The following is a 17570-nucleotide window of genomic DNA, read 5'->3' as shown; positions in this document are numbered from 1 at the left end:
CTATCCCTCCATTAGCTTACCGCCTGTGTCGTGTACGCCGTGCTCACGCTGTTGATGAGTTTCGCCACCATGACCGACCCGTCCGTGGCGTTGTAGATGGCGCTACCCGAGAGCGATACGCTCACATATTCGTCGCCGCGGTCAATGGTCGGCTTCGTGAACTGCACGGCACTCGACTGGAAGACCAATTGTGCTCCCGTTCCAGGTTGTGTGATGGTCAGAATGACCGGCACCGGTTGCTGAGACAACGCCAGCACGTACTCCGTGTCTGCGGTCATGTAGAACTCCAGTTCCCACGTCGCGCCAAACGGGCCGACGAAGATATCCCACGGCTTCTGGCTGTTTTGCGCCGAGAAGAGCGGATTCGACCCCTTGCGCTCAAGGTCAATCGACACCGACCGGAGCGTCGCGTCTGCGCTGCCGTTGAGGCTCAGTGACGCCTCCCAACCGAGGAAGTACGGGTTTACGCCAAACGTCTGCGAACTCGGCGCAGTGCCCGTCACCGACGGGAAGCCGATGAAGTGCGCCGTGTAACTGAGGCCAGCATCCGGCGTGAACTTGAGCGACAGCTTGTCGCACTTTGCCCCGGCCCACTGCCGATAACCGGCCACGTAGTAGTCGGAGATGGTGTAACTCGGCACCGTAGCCTGTGGAACGAACGTATGGGTGTAGGGAGCGGCACTCCCCGTCACCGTGTCCTGCCCGAAGATGGCGGCGAGGAAGTTGCCAAACGAGGACGGATAGGCGTAGCCATCCATCTCGTACTCCGCCGAGATGACGCCAAGGTATTCACCGAACAGGTCTACGGGCTGGCCGCGATACCCGGTATCAGCGACGAACTTCGGGTTATCCTGCGGCTTAAACGACCGAATCGGCACAAATCCCGTGGGTGCCACGGGTGTACCAAGCGTTGATTCCACGGCGAGGCCCAGATAGCTTAGTGACGTCAGTTTGGCTGGCATCGATTACTCCCCTTTCTTCGTCGACGCCTTGTCGTCTGGTCCTGCGACCTTCACGGCCTTGAACCCCGGATACTCCGGCACGAATGGCAGGTCGAGTTCGTCACCGGGCTCGAACTTCCACACCTGTCCCTCGTACATCAGGAGAACCGGATGTCCGCCTTCGTACTTGATGCGCATGTCCTCACGCTCCTTGCGCTTAGGCGTGTACCTGCTCCACCGACTCGATGTTGAACCGTGCGATGAGCCACACGGCGTCTTCAATGCGCTCATGTGTCTCCTCAATCGTGAAGTTCTCGCCGAACTTGATAGCCGCGCCCTGCGGATAACTCGGCGTCTGGAGTATCTTGTTCGTGCGGATTTTGTCCGCGATTTGGTCCATCCAGGCGTAGAACGTGTTGATGGCGACCTCGCCGATGTCACCCGTTGGCGAGCCAGGGATGACCGACGTCAAAACCGCCGTGATGGTGTATGTGATGAGCTTTTCCTGCGCGAACTGGCGGCGCTCCTGTGACCTCGGCGTCAGGATGAAGAGCAACGGCTGCTGATAGTCCTCAGCCGTGATAGGCTCGCCCATGACCACCGTCTGCACGAACGGAAACACGCTGGACGGGCTCGTGCTGAGCGGTGCCACCGAACACCCCGACGCATGCGCGTAGAGCGTCGGGCTTGCGAGCGTGCTCACGTACTGGCCGTTTGACGGGATGCAGTTGACGACCTGCACAACTTCGCTCGCCGTGCCGACGTCAAGCAGTGCCGCGCCTTGCGGCAGTGCGCCGCTCGTCGTGATTTGGTTGACGCCCGCATTGGCGCTGGCCGATAGCGTGGTCGAGTAGCCGCCGAAAAACTCGTAGGTCGCAAGCTGTTGGTCGATACGCCCCATGGCGACTACACCCCGCTTCCCGTGATCCAGCCGCTGATGACGCGCTCGAACACCTGCTGCAGGGCCATCTCATCGACGGCCTGCTGCAACGCAGCCTGTCGGAAGTCATTTGGCTGCGTCCCAGGATGACTGACGCGACCGAAGACGACGCCATGACCGACTTTCGGCCAGAAGAACGCTAGGGCCTTGGCTCGCCGCGGGAAGATGGGGTGCGGCCTCGTCCCGCCGATGACGTAGATGCCTTGCTTCGCCCCGAGCAAGCGCGCGCCGTACATCCCTATCTCGAACCGAAGGCTGTCCCGAAGCTGGCCGCCTGGGAGCATGGTCCCGTCGAACCGATAGTGCTTTCCGACTGGTGCGTTCTCCTTCAGGAACGGCGTCAGCGTCTCCGCCGTCTGCTCCACGAGGTCCTGCATCACGTTCCCTACGGTGTCGGCCATGAACTGGATGCGCTCGGTTACTTGGTCGTCGATTTCAATCTTCAGGAACACGTCAAATCACCCGCCTGAAGGGCCACAGGAGCTCGCGCACAAGCTGCATGTCTTCCGACTCCACCACGTTCATCGGCTGGACGCGACCGTTCATCATGATGCTCGAACCCGCACGCCGCTCCTTGATGAGATACGCCGTGTACAGGATGCAGGCCGTTGTTACGGCGTCCGGCAACTCCGACACGCGAACACCTGCGTTGTGCGCGTACTGCAAGGGTGACGCAAGCGCGATGGTATTGCCGTTGACGTCTGCCACCGTCGCTTCCTCGTACTGCACGCCGTCGTAAATCTTCAGCGTGTCACCGGGGTTCACGCCGAGCGCCGAGTCCACCGTGATGCTCGTGGCACCTGCGGAGACCGCTTGAGCGAGTTGCATGTTCGGGTAGCCTGCGACATAGGTCGTTTGGACGGTGATGGGTGGTTGTCCCCATCCGTAGTTGCCGCCATACGGGAAGTCATAGGCGATGTACTTGTGACCCATGCCAAGTGTCCCGAACAGGTCAATCAGTTGCAGGTTGATGGTGTGCCACGTGTCCAGTGCCGTTTGCCGCCACTGCGCCGACACGACTTGCTGAACCGGGAAGTGGCTTAGACGCACCTCAAGCCCCACTTGATTGGGCCGCGCCAGCGTCGTCTCCGTCCGCTGATGCGCATAGAGCGGCTGGAAACACCACTGGTCGATGGCCGAGGACGCCATCTGGATGAGGAGCGTAAGCTCCGACGTGTCCTGCGAGGCGTTCCCCGTCGGGACAATCGTCGTGATGTTTACGCCCGTCGGATGCGCCATGAACTCCTGTGCGGTCGTATAGAGGCGCATGGTCACTCAGCCGCCTTCGCGCTCGCACGGCCCTTCGTTGTCGGTTTGGTATCCGAGGTCGTCTCGGTTGCCTTTTCTGCTGGCGCATTGAACTGAATAGTCACGCCCAGTTCCTCGGCGAGCCTGCGCAACTCCTCTTCCTTCTGCCTGCGTTTGAGTTCGCGCATAGCTTCCGGCTCTGCGCAAGGCTCGAACCGATTGTGCACAGGCACTCCGTCCGGCCAGTCCACGACACCCTCAATAATGGGCACCGTCTTCACCGTTCCGTCCGGCATGGTGATGCTCATCTCACCGTCGCCGTCGATTACCGGGTGCTTGTAGTAGGCCATGATTCACGCTTCCTTTCCCACTCTTTTGCGCGTTCCTCAAGTTCCTTCATGTTCACGCCGCCCCAGTACTTGCGGTACGTCGAAATCATCGGATGGCCCGTTCCAAGCAGTTTCTCGGCCTCCGCGCGCGGAACCTCGACGATGTGGTCCTTCGCGTCGTACCGCACCCTCCCGTCGGCCGACGTGACGCCCCAACAGTTCTTGTCCTCGATGGCAAGCTGCACAGGCTCCATCGGATGATTGCCCATCGTCGTCTCTCCCTCCCTCGTCGCATGCGCAAAAAGAGAGACGCCCTAGCAACCATGTGCCAAGGCGTCTCCTGTGCGCTTAGTAGACTATGCGATTACGCCGAGATACCCGTGATGGCGAGATGCTGCGACGGCAGGAAGTTGTGGAGCGCGCCGAAGCAGCGAATCTCGGAAATCCACGTCGGGTTCGTCGAGATGGGCTGGTAGTCAATCTCCAGGTAGTCCATCGAGCCGACCCAGACCATCACGTCCGGCACGTTGTTGCCCACGTACCAGTCAGGCAACTGCTCCGTGAGGGCAATCATCGTGCCCTGCGGCAAATACGCATGCACGTCAACCGGGATAATCTTCGACGTGACCGGGTTCAGATACCGACTGACGCGGAAGTTCGCCGTCATCTGGCCCTGCGCATCGCCCTGATTGGCCGCGAACCAGTACGGCTGGCCCGTGTTGTTGCCGATGAGCAGGTTCGTGAGCGTCTGGATGTCGTGCGCCGAGCAGTACAGGTGGTCCGGATTCGCGAAGGCGTTGGTGAACGCATTCGAGAACGCTGTATTCACCGCGTTCAGCGTCAGCGCACCATTCACCTGTTGGATGGTCGCACCCGAACCCTGTGCGAAAATCCAGGACAAGATGCCGTTGAACGAACCATTGAGGCCGTTCGGACCCGAACCAACCGACGCGCTGTTATCCGTCGTCGGTGGCTGTTGGCCGCTCGTCGGGAGGCTCGTCACCGTGAGCGGTGCGCCCGTCGTCGCGCCAGCGAAATAGAACGGACCGCTTGCACTTGTGCCAAGGTACAAAGCCCACGCGATAACCGGGACAGGCCCGCTGTACGCAGGCGGCGTGAAGACCACACTGTTCGTACCGCCAGACGACGACGTGGTAGCAGTAAGCGGCGACGCATTCGGCAGCGACTGCCCAGCCGTCGTCTTCCCGTACTGGATGACGCCCTGGTTCGTCGGCATGCCCGTCGGAATCGCGAACGCCGTCACCGCCGTGTACACGCCGTACACCGTCGTCGATGCCGGGATGCTACCGCCTGTGGCGCTCGCCGTGAGCGTACCACCAGCAGGAGCATTTCCCATCGCACCGCCGATGGTCAGCGTGATGCCGTTCACCGGCGCGTTGTTGACGGTGTACACCTGCTGTTGCGAGCCCACGCCACCGAGGAACAGACGTTCCTCCTTGATGAACACGGCCTTCAGCAGGTTCGCGACCGCGACCGCGCGCGAGTCGATGTTGAAGTCACCCGACGGGCCTTCGCCCGCGAACAACTGCTCCATCGTCACCGGGTCGCTGGACGCGCCATACGACGTGAAGTAGGTCGTGACGTCTGCGAACTGCGTCGCGATGGCGGGTGCCAACTGGCCTTCCTGCGCGATGCCCGAGACGTTGTTCGTGTCGACGTTCGTCACGGACTTCGCCTGGAAGTTCCGGCCCCGACGGCGCAGACGCGGGATTCGGTTGCGCAGCGGCGAGAACGTCGGCTGCAGGAAAACCGCGTACTCCGCCAGGTCGTAAGGCTGCATCCCAGACGAGATGCCGAATTTCTTCAGGTCAGCAAGAACGTCCTTGTCGAGATTCGTGGGCTGAGGATTCGTGGCGAAAAAGCCTCGCAGCGCGGCAACCACCTCTTGCATTTCCGCGCCCAGGCTACCATACGGCGTGTATGGCATGATGGATTCCCCTTTCGTAGTGTGGATAGATGTCCTAGCTTGCAAGGCGTCTACCCGCACCACGTCCAGGCGTCATGTGCCTCTCAGGAGTGGTCTCAGCGGTGATGATGTGTTATCAAGCCCAACCGCGAGCTTTTGCGATGGCCGCAGCCAACACGCGCTCTTGGTCCTTGGGATTGAGCTTTTGCATCTCCTCACGCACGGCCTTCAATGCGTCCGCGCGCGATGAAGTGGTGTCGCCCCCGTTGATGGCGAAGAATTTCTCGGCCTCGAACACGAACGGGTTCGGTTGCGCCATGTGCTCCACTCGATTGATGCGCTCCACCAGCGGTTCGAGCACGCCCTTCACAACCTCACCCACGGCCTTGCCGAGGTCCACCGGGTCCACCGATGTCGAGGCACCTGCGGCCTTTGTCTGCTCCGCCACCATGGACTTCACCACTTCCGCAACGACGGCCTTGAAGTCGCCTTCGGTGAAGTCGATGTGACCGTCGCCCTTCGGTTTGCTCGCCGGTGGCACCGGGTCATCGCCGAGGTTCGGCTTCGTGGGCTCACGGTCGCTGTGGCCCATCTCGCGCTCGCCATCCTCAATCATGTCCATGAGGCGGCGAACCTCTTTCTTGAGCGCCGCAATCATCTCGCGCGGGTCAGCCCCTTCGACGCGAGAAGGTCCACCAGTGGGATTCGCGGCCTTGCCTGCGCTATCCCCACCGAGCGCCATGGCGCATTCCTCGATGCGGTCGCCAAGCGCCTTGTGCGCGTCACGCAGGTCACGGATGAGTTTCTGGCTCGTCGACTCCGCACGAGCGGTGTCCTCTGGATTCGCGTCCTTGAGGACGCCCATCTTGGCCAAGACCGCTCGGACGCGCTTTTCAATCTCGTCGTCCTGGCGTTTCTTGTCCGGGTCCTCGTCGCGCTCATCCGGTTCTTTCACCGGCTCGTCTTGCGCAGGTGCGGCCTTCTCCTCATCCGGCTTGGTGCTCATCTCCGGCTTCTTCTCCTCGTCTTTGCCCTCCGACTTCTCGTCGGGCTTCTTTTCGTCTTCCTTGTCGCCCTTCTTTTCAGTTTTATCGGCCTTGATGAGTTCGTCCTTGACGAACTTGTGCACCGTGTGCCCGCAGTCCGCGACGCCCTTCACGCGCACACCGCCCGGCAACTCCGTGCCGTCGATGCTCTTGGTCAGCGTCACGGTCTTCTTGCACTGCTGGCACAGGACCTTCTGGCCATTGGCAACCTCCATCGCGGCTTTCACGGCCTCGCTTGCCGCCGCCTTGATGAGGTCGTCCAGGTCGAGACCTGTCGCCTTTTCGGTCTCCTTGTTCTTCTCGTCGCTCACTTCAATCCCCACCTCCTTCGCCGCAGCGATGAGCTTGCGGCGTGCTTCGGCCTTCGCCTCGTCCGAGATATCCGTCTGGTCGAGACGGGCCAGTGCGTTGCGCACATGCGCCGGGTCAATCTTGCCGTCCTTGTCCTTGTACGGCAGGTGGCGCAACGACCGCGGTGTCGTCTTACCTTCCTCGTCCTTTTTGCCACCCGGCTCGATGTAGGCAAAGGACGAATCGGGCAGGTCGTTCACATACGCCGTTGACCACACGGCCTTCTCTCTATCGCCCTCCACTTGTTTCACCTCCTCCTGGGCGTCTTCCCACGGCGTCACGTCCTCGGGGTCGCCGATGATGATGTTCCCTTCCTCGTCCATGTCCCACGGCATGCGATAGATTTTCCGCCCTACCTGCACCGTGACGCTATGGCTGTCCTGCGTCAGCACAACAGGCTCATCGCCTTCTTTCAGCAGGTCCTCAATAGGCGGTTCATCCGCATCCCGTGGATGGCCGGGTTGCAAGATGGGATTGCCATCCTCGTCATACGGGCCTTCTCCGTTCTCGCCGTCGTCTTTGCTGGCGGCCTTGAGCACGAAGCCCGTCTGGCAGTCCAGCCATTCGTTATCGCCATCCGCCATCTTCTTCATGACGTCGAACTTCGCGCTTGGCACCGCAGGACGGTCCACCACGCTGATTTCGACAATTTCCCCGCCGACGATTCGCCCTCCAGGAGCTTGCGGGTCGCGCTTGATGACGGGGCGCTTGATGCCGATGGACAGGCCCTTGTACACGCCCGACTCAATCTTCTTGATGGCCACTGGGTCCACGATTTTCGCGCGAATCCACGGGTCGTCATTCTCGTCGAACTCCAGTTTGTCCGCGGCACCTACCGCAGACGGCGCGTGCATCTCGCGGATGTTCCCCCACTGGAACCATCCAGGGAGCGCTTGTTTGAGCCATTCCTTGTCGGCAATCTGCTGGTCGACGTCGAGTTCTTCCTTCGACGGCCTGCCGTAGATGACGAGGCTCCCGTCTTCCTGCTTCTCAGCCTTCAGGATTTCGGCATACGCGAACGCTTGTGCTTCGTTGGCAACAGCTACGTCCGCCATCTCCTCACCTCCTTCCCGGTCTCAGCGATTCCGCCCGACCGGGACTAACGTGCATCGGCAGTGCGGGTGCATCGGCGGCTTGACCACGCTTGGGTCCACGATTTGCCCGTGGAGCGCCGCGCATTTCTCGCACGTATGTTCGTCCATGACCGCCACCCATCGCATGCGCCCGTCGACCGTCTCGCCGGGATGCTCAGCCGCCCAGTCCTTCTGCGCTTCGGACATAGCGTCCGTGACCTCCGTGATGCCAATCTCCTTGGCCTTCCAGCCCTCACGAGCCTCTATCCAGTCGATGAGCGCCTGCGTCACCTCGCTTGGCTTGAGCCCTTGGCTTCTCAGCTTCTCAACCTCTTGTTCGAGGTCCTTGCGCCACGTCTCCGCGATGCCTTTCGCGCGCTCCACCGCAATCTTCGTCATACGCTCCATGGCGCGTTTGATGGGCTCGGGTGCTCTCGTCCAGTCGTTGTCCGGCAACACCCCGTAGGCCGCGAGATAGGCTTTCACACGGGCCTTTGCAATGTCTTGAGCCAACGTCGCAATCTCGTCGTCTGTGAGCGAGAACGCGCGCTTGACGTCCGTCCATCGCGTGAACGTCCGGTCTTGGAGGCTCTGACGCTTCAGGTGCATCAAAACGAGAAACGCCGCCATGAGTTCTTCCTCATGCTTGCGGCGTTCGTCGTCCTCATCTTCGGTTGTCGGCGTTCCAAAGACCGGCGTCGCCTTGGCCGTCTTCTCAGCCTTGTGCGTCTCCTCGTCTTCGTCGCCTGCCTCGTCTTCCTGGTGTCCGTTGTCGCTTCCTTCCCGGCCCTGCGGTTGCGATGGATTCGATTGCGGTGCAGATGGCTGAGGCGTGTTCGGGTCAGACGGCTTAATCTCGTAGATTCCCGAGGCCGTGATGAGCAGGTTCTGCTCCGGCAGGATGACCCCGGCCTTGGTCTCAATCATATGCCCCCATCCGGGCGCTTCACCGCCAAGCTCTTCGACAATCTGGTCGAGGCTTACCTGCCCGCTGCGGATGGCCTTGTCGTTTGCGTCATACTTCTCCGCCACGCTGTCGGACACGAGCTCCGTGAATCGGAACTCCACGAGATTTGTGCCCCAGTGGTCGCGGATGACGCGGTTCATTTTCTCTTCGATCCACTTGGCGAGCGGGATAATCCCGCGTCGGTACTCCAGGTCCTCTTGCGCGTTGGCGTGGCCACTGCCGCCCAGTCCGTGCTGACCCGACGGCGCAAAGCCCATCTCCTGCCGCGTCACGCCCATCGCGAGACATGCGAGGTCAATCACGTAGTCCGCGAACGTGCGGTCAAACGTGAACGGCTTGACGGGTTGCCACTTGGTTCCGTTCGGGACAGGATACACGCGCATCTTGTCCGCCACCGACCGCACCGCGCCGTTCAGAAAGTCCGCGATGTCCTGGATTTGCTCAGGGGTTAGGTTCTCGGGCGTTTCCAGGATGCCAATGGGCACCGTCGATTCGTTGTACATCGCCAAGTTGAACTGGTCGTAGCGGAGCAGCATGAGCATGAGCACCATGCACTGCTCGACGTGCGAGAACCCATACGGCGTGATGTTCCGCACGTTCCGCGGCCAGTAGTACAACTCTTCCTGCGTGAACGTCAGGCGTGGCGCACCATACGCGAACACCTGATACGCAGGCAGTGGAGGCGCGGGAATACGCCCGTCGAGGCCAATCAGCACCTTGATGTGCTCGCCGTCCACGCGACGCAACGCCAGGAGTTTCCCACCGAGCGTTTTCTGCGGCCAGATGGTCACCCAGTCCCCGACGTAGTACTCCTCGATGATGGCGTTGAGCCAGTCCGACCAACTGACCTCGCCTCTGCGCTCCCACGTCTTCCCGTCGCGTGTCGTGTAGTACGCCTCGGGATACGAGAAAAACTCACGCAACTCCTGGATGAGCGCACCGTACTTCTTTTGCAGGTTCTTCGTGCGCTCCCGTTGCGTACTACCAAGCGTCGGGTCCTGCAACGCCACCTGACTCGGCACGATGTCCCACTCAAGAGAGGTAAGCTGCGCCTTGCGGACCTCAATGGCACGGCGAATGAGAAACGTCACGTCCGCGAGCATGCGCAAGAGCTTGCCGTCGACACCACGGTCGCTGTCTGGCGTCGTCGGAAAGTTCCAGCCCACACGATAGACCCACTGGCGCGGCTCACCGCCAAGCGGGAAGTCGGTGCCTGGATTGCCGGGACCCATCTGTCCGACGACCGATACATCAGCCGATGGCGGCGTATAGTACGGTGAGGCAAACGGAGCGCCAAGCGTCGGATCAGGGCCGTTGTACCCCAGTCGTCGCCCGAATATCTCGACAGGCACTTCCGTCACCTCCTTTCACGCGGTATGATGAGGGCAAACGAACCAAAGATGGAAAGGTGGTGAGCAAGCCGTGAAGATTGCCGTCGGCATCATCTCGCTCATCCTGATGGTCATCGTCGGCCTGCAGACGCTCATCGTGGGCTTAGGCGGCTCCATCACACATTCGCAAGGCCTGCAGCAAGGCGGCGCAGTGGGTCTACTCGTCGCAGTCCTCTTCCTGCTCGGCGGCGCGTTTGCGTTCGGCGTGCCACTTGTCTCCGCCATCTGCCTTGTGCTCGCTGGCGTCTTCGGCATCATGGATGGCACCACGACGCCGTACCATGACCAGACGGTCTGGGGCGTCATCGCGCTGATTCTCGCAGTCCTCGCATTCTTCGCGTGGCGCGCCGACCGCAAGAAGAAGCGGATGGCCAGCGCTTCTTCGGCGCATGTTTAAGCAGAGGAGGCGGTAAATTATGGACCTAAGCAATATTCCAGCTTGCCCCCAATGTGACGGAGACGATTTTGATGTTCTTCCTGGTGGTGGCTTGATTCAGGCAGTAGAAACAAACCTCTTAACAAAACACAAAAGACCATCCGAACATGGCATTCTGGTTACGCTTGTGATTTGCAATAACTGCGGCTACATTCGGTTATACAGTAGTGGTATCACAGGTTAACAAATGCAAGGGGTCGAATCCGCGGCCCATCATCATCGCTGCGGACTCGGCCCGTTTGCTTTCGTCTCCTCTTCGACCATCGCGTCATAGATGGCGAGCAGGTGCTTCAGTGCCTCCAGCCGGTCATGGATTTCCGCCTTCAGTTCCGTGACCTCCCTCTTCAGCTTATCGATTTGCGCCTTCACGTCGTCTGACCTCACGATTCGTCCTCTCCTTTCAGTTGACGATAGAACATGCGCAGCCCCAGATACCCGGCGTCGACCTTGAGCATCCACACCGCAAGCGCCAAGGCAATCACGCAGTCGTCGTGGAAGCCTTCAGGTGCCGAGTATCGGACATTCCCGGCGCGCGTAATCTCGTACTGGTACGTTTGCAGTTCGTTGATGAGCACGGGCAGGTCTGGGAACGTGATTTCCCTCCGCTCAATCTTCATGGCCAAGTGCTCGATGAGTTGTTGCTTGGCCGTGTTCGAAAGCGAGTACCCTTCGGCCTGGATACCCATGCGCCTGACCTGCTCCAAGAGCGGGTCGCCCACGCCTGTCGCGTCCATCAGCAGACGGGCGTTGTTATAGCGCTGACAGATGTGCTTCACGCGCTCCAGTTGCAGCGCATAGTCGACCTGGTTGAACCTGTCCATCTTGACAACATGCGCGCGTGCGAGGTCCATGACGACGAGCACGGAGAAGTCCTGGTGCTTCGCCACGTCCCATCCGACCACGTACCGACGTCCAAGTTGCGGCTCCTCCTCTTGGCCCGAGATGCAGTCCCGGATACCGCGGAACACGCCCGCCGAATCCTCCAGAAACTCCGCCTCGTACTCCTGCCTGAACACGTCCGACGGGAGTGTCGCGCGTGCTTCTTCGACTTCTTCTGGCGGGATGTACGGATTCGCGAGCGTCGGAAACCGAAACGATTCCCATTCCGGGAACGCCGGGTCCTGCCCGCGCGCCCAGACGTGGTAGAACCAGTTGCGTCCCTTGGGTGTCGACACGATGATGGCACGTCCGGCCTTATCCGATAGCGTGGGGCGTAGCGCAGCCTCCCACGCCTCCTTCGGCACCATGGCCGCCTCGTCGACCACGAGAAAGTCGAGACCTTCGCCGCGCAGGGCGTCGAAGTTCTCGGTTGAGCGGAATTCCGTGATGCTCCCGGATTTCCACTCGATGCGCATGTGGGTCGTCGTTGCCTTTTCGATGGCACCGTGGAAGTTGCGGGTGATGATGCGATATGCGGTGAGTGTCTGCCGATACGTCGGCGCAACCCACCACGTCATGGCTCCAGGGTGTTCCCACGCCCACTTGGCGATTTCGTTGGCGCATGCGTATGTCTTGCCCCATCGCCGTCCGCATGTGGCAACACGGAACCTTGCTGTGCTTCGATGGAGGGCCACCTGACCACTGTGAGGCGTGTACAGACGCAGGCGAAGTTGCTTACTCGTCGGTTCCGATTTCGTCTTCGCCGACATTCCCACCGCCCCACTCTGCGACGTACTGCACGTTGAGGTTCACGCTGCCGCTGTGATGCGTATCCACCGTCATGCGGTCTTTTCGCGCCCAGCGTTCCGGGAACTTACGCTCTAGACGCCATGCTGCAGCCTGCCAGTTCTCCTCTGCTGCTCGGCCTATGATGATGAGGTCTCTCATCTCTGACTCAGCCAATGCTTTTTCTATCGCGTCAAGAAACCGCCTGTATATTCCAGATTTCTGGGCGTTTCCACGTTTCATCCACGTATACAACGTCTGTTTGGAGACGCCAGCATAAGCTGCAGCCGTTTCGATGTATGCGCCCGCCCGAATGGCATCGCATATTTTCTTTTCGACTTCAGGCGTGAGCTTGGTGGGTCTTCCACCCAGATTCTTTGGTCGTTCCATCTCACTTCACCTCGAAATCACTCCCGCAATACGGGCACCTAACAATCTTCCCGTCCTTTTCGACCTGGGCCTCCACCTCGTCAGCATCAAGTGGAGGGAACGCAGTCATCAACCGTTCGACTTCCGCCTCGTCGAACCCCGTGACTTCAATGTCAATCTCGCCCGTGTCCAATTCTTCGAGTAGGTCTTTGAGTTTTGGCAAATCCCAGTCGTTCTCGATTTTGTTGAGCGCTAGGTTAAGTGCCTTTTCGCGCGTCTCATCGAGGTCGACGACGACAACCTCCGTCTCCTCGACGCCCATCTCCTGCAGTACCTTGAGGCGCTGATGGCCGCCCACAACGTGGCCCGTGCGTTTGTTCCACACGATGGGCTCCACGAGTCCGAATTCCTCGATGGACCTTTTGAGCTTGTCGTACACAGGATCGCCGGGTTTAATGTCGAGGCGAGGATTGTAGGGTGCCGGTTTGAGCTTCGATACGTTCATCTTCACGAGGTTCATGACAATGTCAGCACCTAGCCTTCGTCCTCTCGCGGCCCGGATAGGAACATGCACCGGACCATGAGACATGTGATGGTTCGGTCTCCAGCCTTCCTCGCCCACACGCAGTCATAGCCCATGCGACATGGTTCGAGCATCCTGAGTCGCTTCGGCTTCTCCGAGGAGTTTGGCGAGCCTCTTGAGTCGTCTCTTGTTTGTTCGTCCACCTTCGCTTCGCTCCGTTTCCCAATCCAACCGCGCTTTCTGCGGGTCAATCTGCGTCGCCAGCCCGCTTTCCCGGATGTCCCACGCGAGCCAGCACCCCTCGCAAAGCGCGAATTCGTGGTCGTTGATGTCACACACTTCAGCGTGCTTGTCGCACCGCATGCACTTCAGGTCACGGAGTCCCACGCGGTCCACGGAGACCAGGTCGCGTCCGTGCATCTTCAAAGCGATTCACGCTCCCGAGCCAAACAAAATACCCGGCAGCGATGTGCTACCGGGTCACCACAAAGAGGAGGCGATGTCCATGACGATGGCACGATGTGCTGGCATCGTCGCCAGCGTTGGACGCCCGAGCCCGACCCCATCATCCGTGTTGTGATGGATTTCGGACGCCCAACGCCAGCGGCGAGAGTGGCATGTCGCCACTGGCGCTATATCGCAAAAGGAGGACAAGGGGGTTGGACCGTCGCGCGTGGCTCGTGGCGTTCGGTGCAAGTCCGCGCAATATCATGATAGACCAACCAGCAAAAAGATACATGCCATCCATTCCTGTGTTGTTCCGATTCCATTCCGGTTTCATTCCGCCTCAAATCGCCATCATCTGATACGCCGTCTCCAGCATCTCATACAGGCGCGTCTTGGATATGTACATGGTCTCGCAGATGTCGCGCCACGGAATCTTGTCACGATGGAACATCGTGAGCAGTTGCTGATACCGCGGCTCCAGGCACGCCACCGCGTCTTCAATCTCCTCGATTTCGCGCGTGACGGAACGCAATTCGCGCTCGATGCTGTCGTACTTCGCGAGGTATTCTTCGAGTGCGTCAAGCGACGCAACCAAATGCTCCGCTTGCCTATCGTAGATTTTGTCCTTGGCCGACGGCAACCCGAGCAGCATGTGCTCGTACTTCTGCGTGATAGCACTCAGGATGCCCTCACTCGTGAGCTCGTCCCGCAGGCGCTCGATGCGCTCCTCATACATCGCCTTGCGCCGTTCGAGATGCTGACGCCGCCGCTCAAGATAGTTCCACCGGCGCAGTTTCTGCTCCATCGTCACCGCTTCCGCCAACGCCAACACCACCCGTCCCTCCTCGAGGATGAATTTAGACGTACCGACTCGCACCCGGAAATCTCGCGACAAACTCGCGCCACACCTGCGGATAGTGCCGCTTCACGAATGCCCATCTGCCGAGTGCCAAGGTCATGTCTGTCGAGCCTGCATACGCCCCCACACGAATCGCCTCGCGCCCTCCCGGCCACTCCTTGTCGTACACCGGGTTGTACGGCAGGTCATTTGATACGATGTACGCCCAGATGTCCGCCGCCTGCCATGCTTTCAAAGGATTGCAGTGCGTCATTCCATCGTACTCCGCCTCGTAGATTTCCCCGCGATGGCCTAGGTTGTATCGACGCGCATTTGATTCCGATGCCCGAAGGCCCATGAAGCAAAGATCGCATCCCACATCGAGCTTCATCTTGCGCGCTGGCTCCTTGATGAGAATCCGTTCAATCTCGCCACGGTGAAGCGTCTTGGTCTGCGGCCTGTTCTTCCACATGTCCACGTAGTCGTAGATGTCAAGCAGCGTCATCGAAGGCTCGAGCCAGTACAAGTCAAGGTTCCATTCACGTTCAATGCGCTCGATAAATGCATAGGTGTCCGGAAATTCCGCGCCTGAATCAAAGAACGCCACGATGACATCTCGTTTCCGCGACCGGACGAGGTGGAGAAGGACCGTGGAGTCCTTCCCACCGCTCCAGGAAACATAGGGCTTTTTCGATTGCGCCAGCGCCTCGTCGATGACCTCAAGCGAATGCTCGAGTTTGCGTTGATACGCGGGCGACAGGCTGTGCAACCAGTACCGCTCCCGTTCATCCGGCCTCATCACCGCTCACCCTCCTGTTGGTCATCTGGTTTCGGCGCAGCTATGGTCTTGGGCGGTTTGCTTTCGACCTTCACACGCTTCGCCATTTCACATCACCTCCACGGCATAGGCCGTCTGCTTGCACGCCAGCACTTCGCATCCGTCCGGCCACGAAACGCGCATCATGTTCCGTGCCTCCCAATACGGAGGACGGACGGCTCCGTAATCATCACCTTCCGGGTCTGGGACGGGCCGCAGGTGCGAAAGGTCCTCCTCCGCCCGTGTTACGACCCACTCGCGCACCTTGCCCTTCCCTTGGCTGCGCTTTTTGCCGATATGCGTGATATTTCGGAGGAGATGTCGGATTTCATCCTCATCTCCGACGAGATACCACGTAAGTTGTGGTATGAGGTACACAACCACCGGCATTCGATACGCCTTGTACCGACCGGCAGAAGGATTGATTTTGCCTCGCCGACCTTGGAAGTCGACGTACTCCTCGGCGTACTGGGCGTCAAAGCGCTTGTTCCAGTACTCCGTGATCTCCATCACCGGCTTGCCGATGGCGAACGAACAGGCGTAATACCATTCGCCATTTGCTTCTCGCCGCTCAATCGGGAGCGGCGGCTGATAGATTTCCCCGTCAATCCCGCTTGTCGTAGCCGCTAGCCGCTCCGGCTCGTACTCGTAGATCCAAGACCACGCGAGCATGCTATCGAGTGGCAGGTACAGGTCAGATGTCGCTACCCGACCGTCGTACATATAGGCGTCAACCCGTAGCGGCCTCAAGCATCTTCACCAGCCCTTCGCGAGATTCCTCAAGGTACGCGATGTACTGCTGCAGGAACTCGTCGTACATCCGCTTCGTCTCCTTGGCCGTAGGACCCAGTTCCAACGCGCCACCCGTGACCATGGCAAACGGTTCGGGTTCGCTTCCCCGGGGTCGCCACGTCATTTCCACCGCGCACTTGCCGAATCCAATCCGGTTCTGACCTCCGATGTAGGGCGACCGGCTCCAGTAGTCGATGGCCGAAACCAATGCGCCCATCTCGAGGTCTGTGAGCCCCTTTACGTCCGTCTGTTGCCACAGCCTCGCCCCTGCCATCAGGCACTCCGTCGTATATCGCATCTGCTGCGGTCGCGCATCCCTCGTATCTCCTTCGGTCTTGTCGCTTGCCTTGCGCTTCTTCTTCGGCTCGCCCTCCGCGGGCAAGAGCGACAACTGGCCATCGGTCTTCGCGGCCTCAAGAGCCAGACGGTCGTCGTCCGTGTACAAGTACACGTTCAGGTTTTGGTCTTTCGCGTCGTCCTTGCGCGAATGGCTCCTTTCTGTCGTCATCTGGCGCCATGACAGCGCGTCTGGATTGCGAAGCGCCGGAGGCAAGAGGTGTTGCACTTCTTTGCACAGTGGATAGGCGTCGTGCACGCATATCTTTCCGTCAAGTAGCATGTTCCCCGCGCCTCCACCGAATATCGAGAGACCAGGTAGGGCCTCGCGTATCCGCTTGGCTTGGTCGATGTCGATGGACTGGTCGCCGCCGATGGCTCCGCCGCTAAAGAGCAGGTAGAAGAGCGGCAGCGGAATGCGAATGGAATCTCCTCGGCCTAGGACCTCAAGCAGATAACAGGCCGCGGCGTCCCTCAACGCTCCTCGCCACGCATTGCCGTGATACACAAACACCTCTACTGGCCTTCCGTCCGGGCTCAACACGTAGGTCGTGTCCAGATAGCTGTCCGGCCCGTGGGACTGACCGATATGCGACATGGGGGCCAAGAGCGTGAACACCGCCTCCAGCGTGCCTGTGTGTTTACGCATCCACAATCTCCTCCTCGTAGTCCTCTGACTTGATGATTCCGCGGACCTCAAGCGGCTTTTCGCGTTCAATCCTGTCTCTCACCAGCGCGATGATGAGGCTTGTCCGTTTGTACAACCGTTCCAACACGGTCTCGTGGTCTGCCGACTCGAGCAAGTGTGTCCAGAACACCCGTCGTCCATCGTCCTGGACCTGAATGATTTCCCCCGTCTCTGGGTCCACGCGCACCGCCATAGTCCGTGTGGTTCCGTCCCACATCCACCGCGGCTGGATGCTCGCGCAGTACAGCTTCGGCTTCAGCTTCTCGATGAAGTCGTTCAGGTCCATCGCGCGTTTGGCCGAAGACTTCACTGCCTGCTCAATGGTGCCCCACATAGACGGTGTGACCTTGAATCGCTTCGTGTCTCGAGAGCGATAGATGCCATAGACCAGGAGGGCACCTATCGCCGCATGCTCGTCCGATGTATCGAATCCGTAGTACACGCGC

20 protein-coding genes are annotated in these 17570 nt (G+C 59.9%); 1 reads left to right on the top strand and 19 read right to left on the bottom strand.

Translation table 11 applies throughout. The features are described from left to right. Nucleotides 1-11: 11 nt before the first annotated feature. From AC27E8_RS01330 to AC27E8_RS01285, 10 genes are all read right to left on the bottom strand, one after another. On the bottom strand, nucleotides 12-962 hold the full coding sequence (locus tag AC27E8_RS01330; RefSeq protein ID WP_487097967.1) for a phage tail tube protein: 951 nt from the start codon (nucleotides 960-962) through the stop codon (nucleotides 12-14). Nucleotides 963-965: 3 nt separating this feature from the next. Then, nucleotides 966-1139: a hypothetical protein gene (locus tag AC27E8_RS01325; protein WP_304459009.1), complete on the bottom strand. Its 174-nt coding sequence runs from the start codon at nucleotides 1137-1139 to the stop codon at nucleotides 966-968. A gap of 19 nt (nucleotides 1140-1158) precedes the next feature. Next, the gene (locus AC27E8_RS01320) at nucleotides 1159-1842 is read right to left on the bottom strand and encodes a hypothetical protein (RefSeq protein ID WP_487097970.1); all 684 of its coding nucleotides are present in this window, start codon (nucleotides 1840-1842) and stop codon (nucleotides 1159-1161) included. A gap of 5 nt (nucleotides 1843-1847) precedes the next feature. Beyond that, on the bottom strand, nucleotides 1848-2333 hold the full coding sequence (locus AC27E8_RS01315; protein ID WP_487097972.1) for a hypothetical protein: 486 nt from the start codon (nucleotides 2331-2333) through the stop codon (nucleotides 1848-1850). 1 nt (nucleotide 2334) lies between these two features. Continuing rightward, complete coding sequence (locus AC27E8_RS01310) at nucleotides 2335-3150, bottom strand: hypothetical protein (RefSeq protein ID WP_487097974.1); 816 nt, start codon at nucleotides 3148-3150, stop codon at nucleotides 2335-2337. 2 nt (nucleotides 3151-3152) lie between these two features. After that, nucleotides 3153-3479, bottom strand: a complete 327-nt coding sequence (locus AC27E8_RS01305; protein WP_487097975.1) for a hypothetical protein — start codon at nucleotides 3477-3479, stop codon at nucleotides 3153-3155. Continuing rightward, nucleotides 3455-3727, bottom strand: coding sequence for a hypothetical protein (locus AC27E8_RS01300; RefSeq protein WP_487097977.1), 273 nt, complete (start codon nucleotides 3725-3727; stop codon nucleotides 3455-3457). The genes AC27E8_RS01305 and AC27E8_RS01300 overlap by 25 nt, the downstream gene beginning before the upstream one ends. Before the next feature lie 95 nt (nucleotides 3728-3822). After that, nucleotides 3823-5406 (bottom strand): hypothetical protein, encoded by a 1584-nt coding sequence (locus tag AC27E8_RS01295; RefSeq protein WP_487097979.1) that lies wholly within the window; start codon nucleotides 5404-5406, stop codon nucleotides 3823-3825. Between the two features lie 115 nt (nucleotides 5407-5521). Beyond that, complete coding sequence (locus AC27E8_RS01290; protein WP_487097980.1) at nucleotides 5522-7837, bottom strand: hypothetical protein; 2316 nt, start codon at nucleotides 7835-7837, stop codon at nucleotides 5522-5524. A 21-nt stretch (nucleotides 7838-7858) separates the two neighbouring features. After that, nucleotides 7859-10174, bottom strand: a complete 2316-nt coding sequence (locus tag AC27E8_RS01285; RefSeq protein WP_487097981.1) for a phage portal protein — start codon at nucleotides 10172-10174, stop codon at nucleotides 7859-7861. 70 nt (nucleotides 10175-10244) lie between these two features. On the opposite strand from AC27E8_RS01285, the gene AC27E8_RS01280 reads away from it, so the two are divergent. Continuing rightward, on the top strand, nucleotides 10245-10610 hold the full coding sequence (locus tag AC27E8_RS01280; RefSeq protein ID WP_487097983.1) for a hypothetical protein: 366 nt from the start codon (nucleotides 10245-10247) through the stop codon (nucleotides 10608-10610). A gap of 255 nt (nucleotides 10611-10865) precedes the next feature. Here the strand turns inward: AC27E8_RS01280 and AC27E8_RS01275 are convergent, their stop codons facing one another. From AC27E8_RS01275 to AC27E8_RS01235, 9 genes are all read right to left on the bottom strand, one after another. After that, nucleotides 10866-11033, bottom strand: coding sequence for a hypothetical protein (locus AC27E8_RS01275; RefSeq protein WP_487097984.1), 168 nt, complete (start codon nucleotides 11031-11033; stop codon nucleotides 10866-10868). After that, nucleotides 11030-12298 (bottom strand): terminase large subunit domain-containing protein, encoded by a 1269-nt coding sequence (locus AC27E8_RS01270; protein ID WP_487097986.1) that lies wholly within the window; start codon nucleotides 12296-12298, stop codon nucleotides 11030-11032. Before AC27E8_RS01270 ends, AC27E8_RS01275 begins: the two co-directional genes overlap by 4 nt. Then, the gene (locus tag AC27E8_RS01265) at nucleotides 12264-12704 is read right to left on the bottom strand and encodes a hypothetical protein (RefSeq protein ID WP_008340835.1); all 441 of its coding nucleotides are present in this window, start codon (nucleotides 12702-12704) and stop codon (nucleotides 12264-12266) included. The genes AC27E8_RS01270 and AC27E8_RS01265 overlap by 35 nt, the downstream gene beginning before the upstream one ends. Nucleotide 12705: 1 nt before the next feature. Then, nucleotides 12706-13203 carry a ParB N-terminal domain-containing protein gene (locus AC27E8_RS01260; protein WP_487097987.1) on the bottom strand — a complete coding sequence of 166 codons (498 nt, stop codon included), beginning with the start codon at nucleotides 13201-13203 and terminating at the stop codon, nucleotides 12706-12708. A gap of 790 nt (nucleotides 13204-13993) precedes the next feature. After that, on the bottom strand, nucleotides 13994-14485 hold the full coding sequence (locus tag AC27E8_RS01255; RefSeq protein WP_304459224.1) for a DUF1492 domain-containing protein: 492 nt from the start codon (nucleotides 14483-14485) through the stop codon (nucleotides 13994-13996). Between the two features lie 25 nt (nucleotides 14486-14510). Continuing rightward, the gene (locus AC27E8_RS01250) at nucleotides 14511-15290 is read right to left on the bottom strand and encodes a phosphoadenosine phosphosulfate reductase family protein (protein ID WP_487098039.1); all 780 of its coding nucleotides are present in this window, start codon (nucleotides 15288-15290) and stop codon (nucleotides 14511-14513) included. 87 nt (nucleotides 15291-15377) lie between these two features. Then, nucleotides 15378-16031 carry a hypothetical protein gene (locus tag AC27E8_RS01245; protein WP_487097989.1) on the bottom strand — a complete coding sequence of 218 codons (654 nt, stop codon included), beginning with the start codon at nucleotides 16029-16031 and terminating at the stop codon, nucleotides 15378-15380. Nucleotides 16032-16038: 7 nt separating this feature from the next. Beyond that, on the bottom strand, nucleotides 16039-17085 hold the full coding sequence (locus AC27E8_RS01240) for a hypothetical protein (protein ID WP_487097991.1): 1047 nt from the start codon (nucleotides 17083-17085) through the stop codon (nucleotides 16039-16041). Next, nucleotides 17078-17566, bottom strand: coding sequence for a hypothetical protein (locus tag AC27E8_RS01235; RefSeq protein WP_487097992.1), 489 nt, complete (start codon nucleotides 17564-17566; stop codon nucleotides 17078-17080). Before AC27E8_RS01235 ends, AC27E8_RS01240 begins: the two co-directional genes overlap by 8 nt. Nucleotides 17567-17570 lie beyond the last annotated feature (4 nt).

It is taken from the genome of Alicyclobacillus sp. CIJ1, assembly GCF_057538885.1.
Note: the sequence above shows the minus strand (reverse complement) of the source record. Positions and strands in the feature narration are given on the sequence as shown.

Bases quoted from the DNA above. Each gene is read 5' to 3' on its own strand.
- AC27E8_RS01290 (WP_487097980.1), bottom strand. From the start codon at position 7,837: ATGGCGGACGTAGCTGTTGCCAACGAAGCACAAGCGTTCGCGTATGCC.
- AC27E8_RS01330 (WP_487097967.1), bottom strand. From the start codon at position 962: ATGCCAGCCAAACTGACGTCACTAAGCTATCTGGGCCTCGCCGTGGAA.
- AC27E8_RS01310 (WP_487097974.1), bottom strand. From the start codon at position 3,150: ATGCGCCTCTATACGACCGCACAGGAGTTCATGGCGCATCCGACGGGC.
- AC27E8_RS01300 (WP_487097977.1), bottom strand. From the start codon at position 3,727: ATGGGCAATCATCCGATGGAGCCTGTGCAGCTTGCCATCGAGGACAAG.
- AC27E8_RS01250 (WP_487098039.1), bottom strand. From the start codon at position 15,290: ATGAGGCCGGATGAACGGGAGCGGTACTGGTTGCACAGCCTGTCGCCC.
- AC27E8_RS01320 (WP_487097970.1), bottom strand. From the start codon at position 1,842: ATGGGGCGTATCGACCAACAGCTTGCGACCTACGAGTTTTTCGGCGGC.
- AC27E8_RS01295 (WP_487097979.1), bottom strand. From the start codon at position 5,406: ATGCCATACACGCCGTATGGTAGCCTGGGCGCGGAAATGCAAGAGGTG.
- AC27E8_RS01270 (WP_487097986.1), bottom strand. From the start codon at position 12,298: ATGTCGGCGAAGACGAAATCGGAACCGACGAGTAAGCAACTTCGCCTG.
- AC27E8_RS01240 (WP_487097991.1), bottom strand. From the start codon at position 17,085: ATGCGTAAACACACAGGCACGCTGGAGGCGGTGTTCACGCTCTTGGCC.
- AC27E8_RS01325 (WP_304459009.1), bottom strand. From the start codon at position 1,139: ATGCGCATCAAGTACGAAGGCGGACATCCGGTTCTCCTGATGTACGAG.
- AC27E8_RS01260 (WP_487097987.1), bottom strand. From the start codon at position 13,203: ATGAACCTCGTGAAGATGAACGTATCGAAGCTCAAACCGGCACCCTAC.
- AC27E8_RS01245 (WP_487097989.1), bottom strand. From the start codon at position 16,031: ATGTACGACGGTCGGGTAGCGACATCTGACCTGTACCTGCCACTCGAT.
- AC27E8_RS01305 (WP_487097975.1), bottom strand. From the start codon at position 3,479: ATGGCCTACTACAAGCACCCGGTAATCGACGGCGACGGTGAGATGAGC.
- AC27E8_RS01265 (WP_008340835.1), bottom strand. From the start codon at position 12,704: ATGGAACGACCAAAGAATCTGGGTGGAAGACCCACCAAGCTCACGCCT.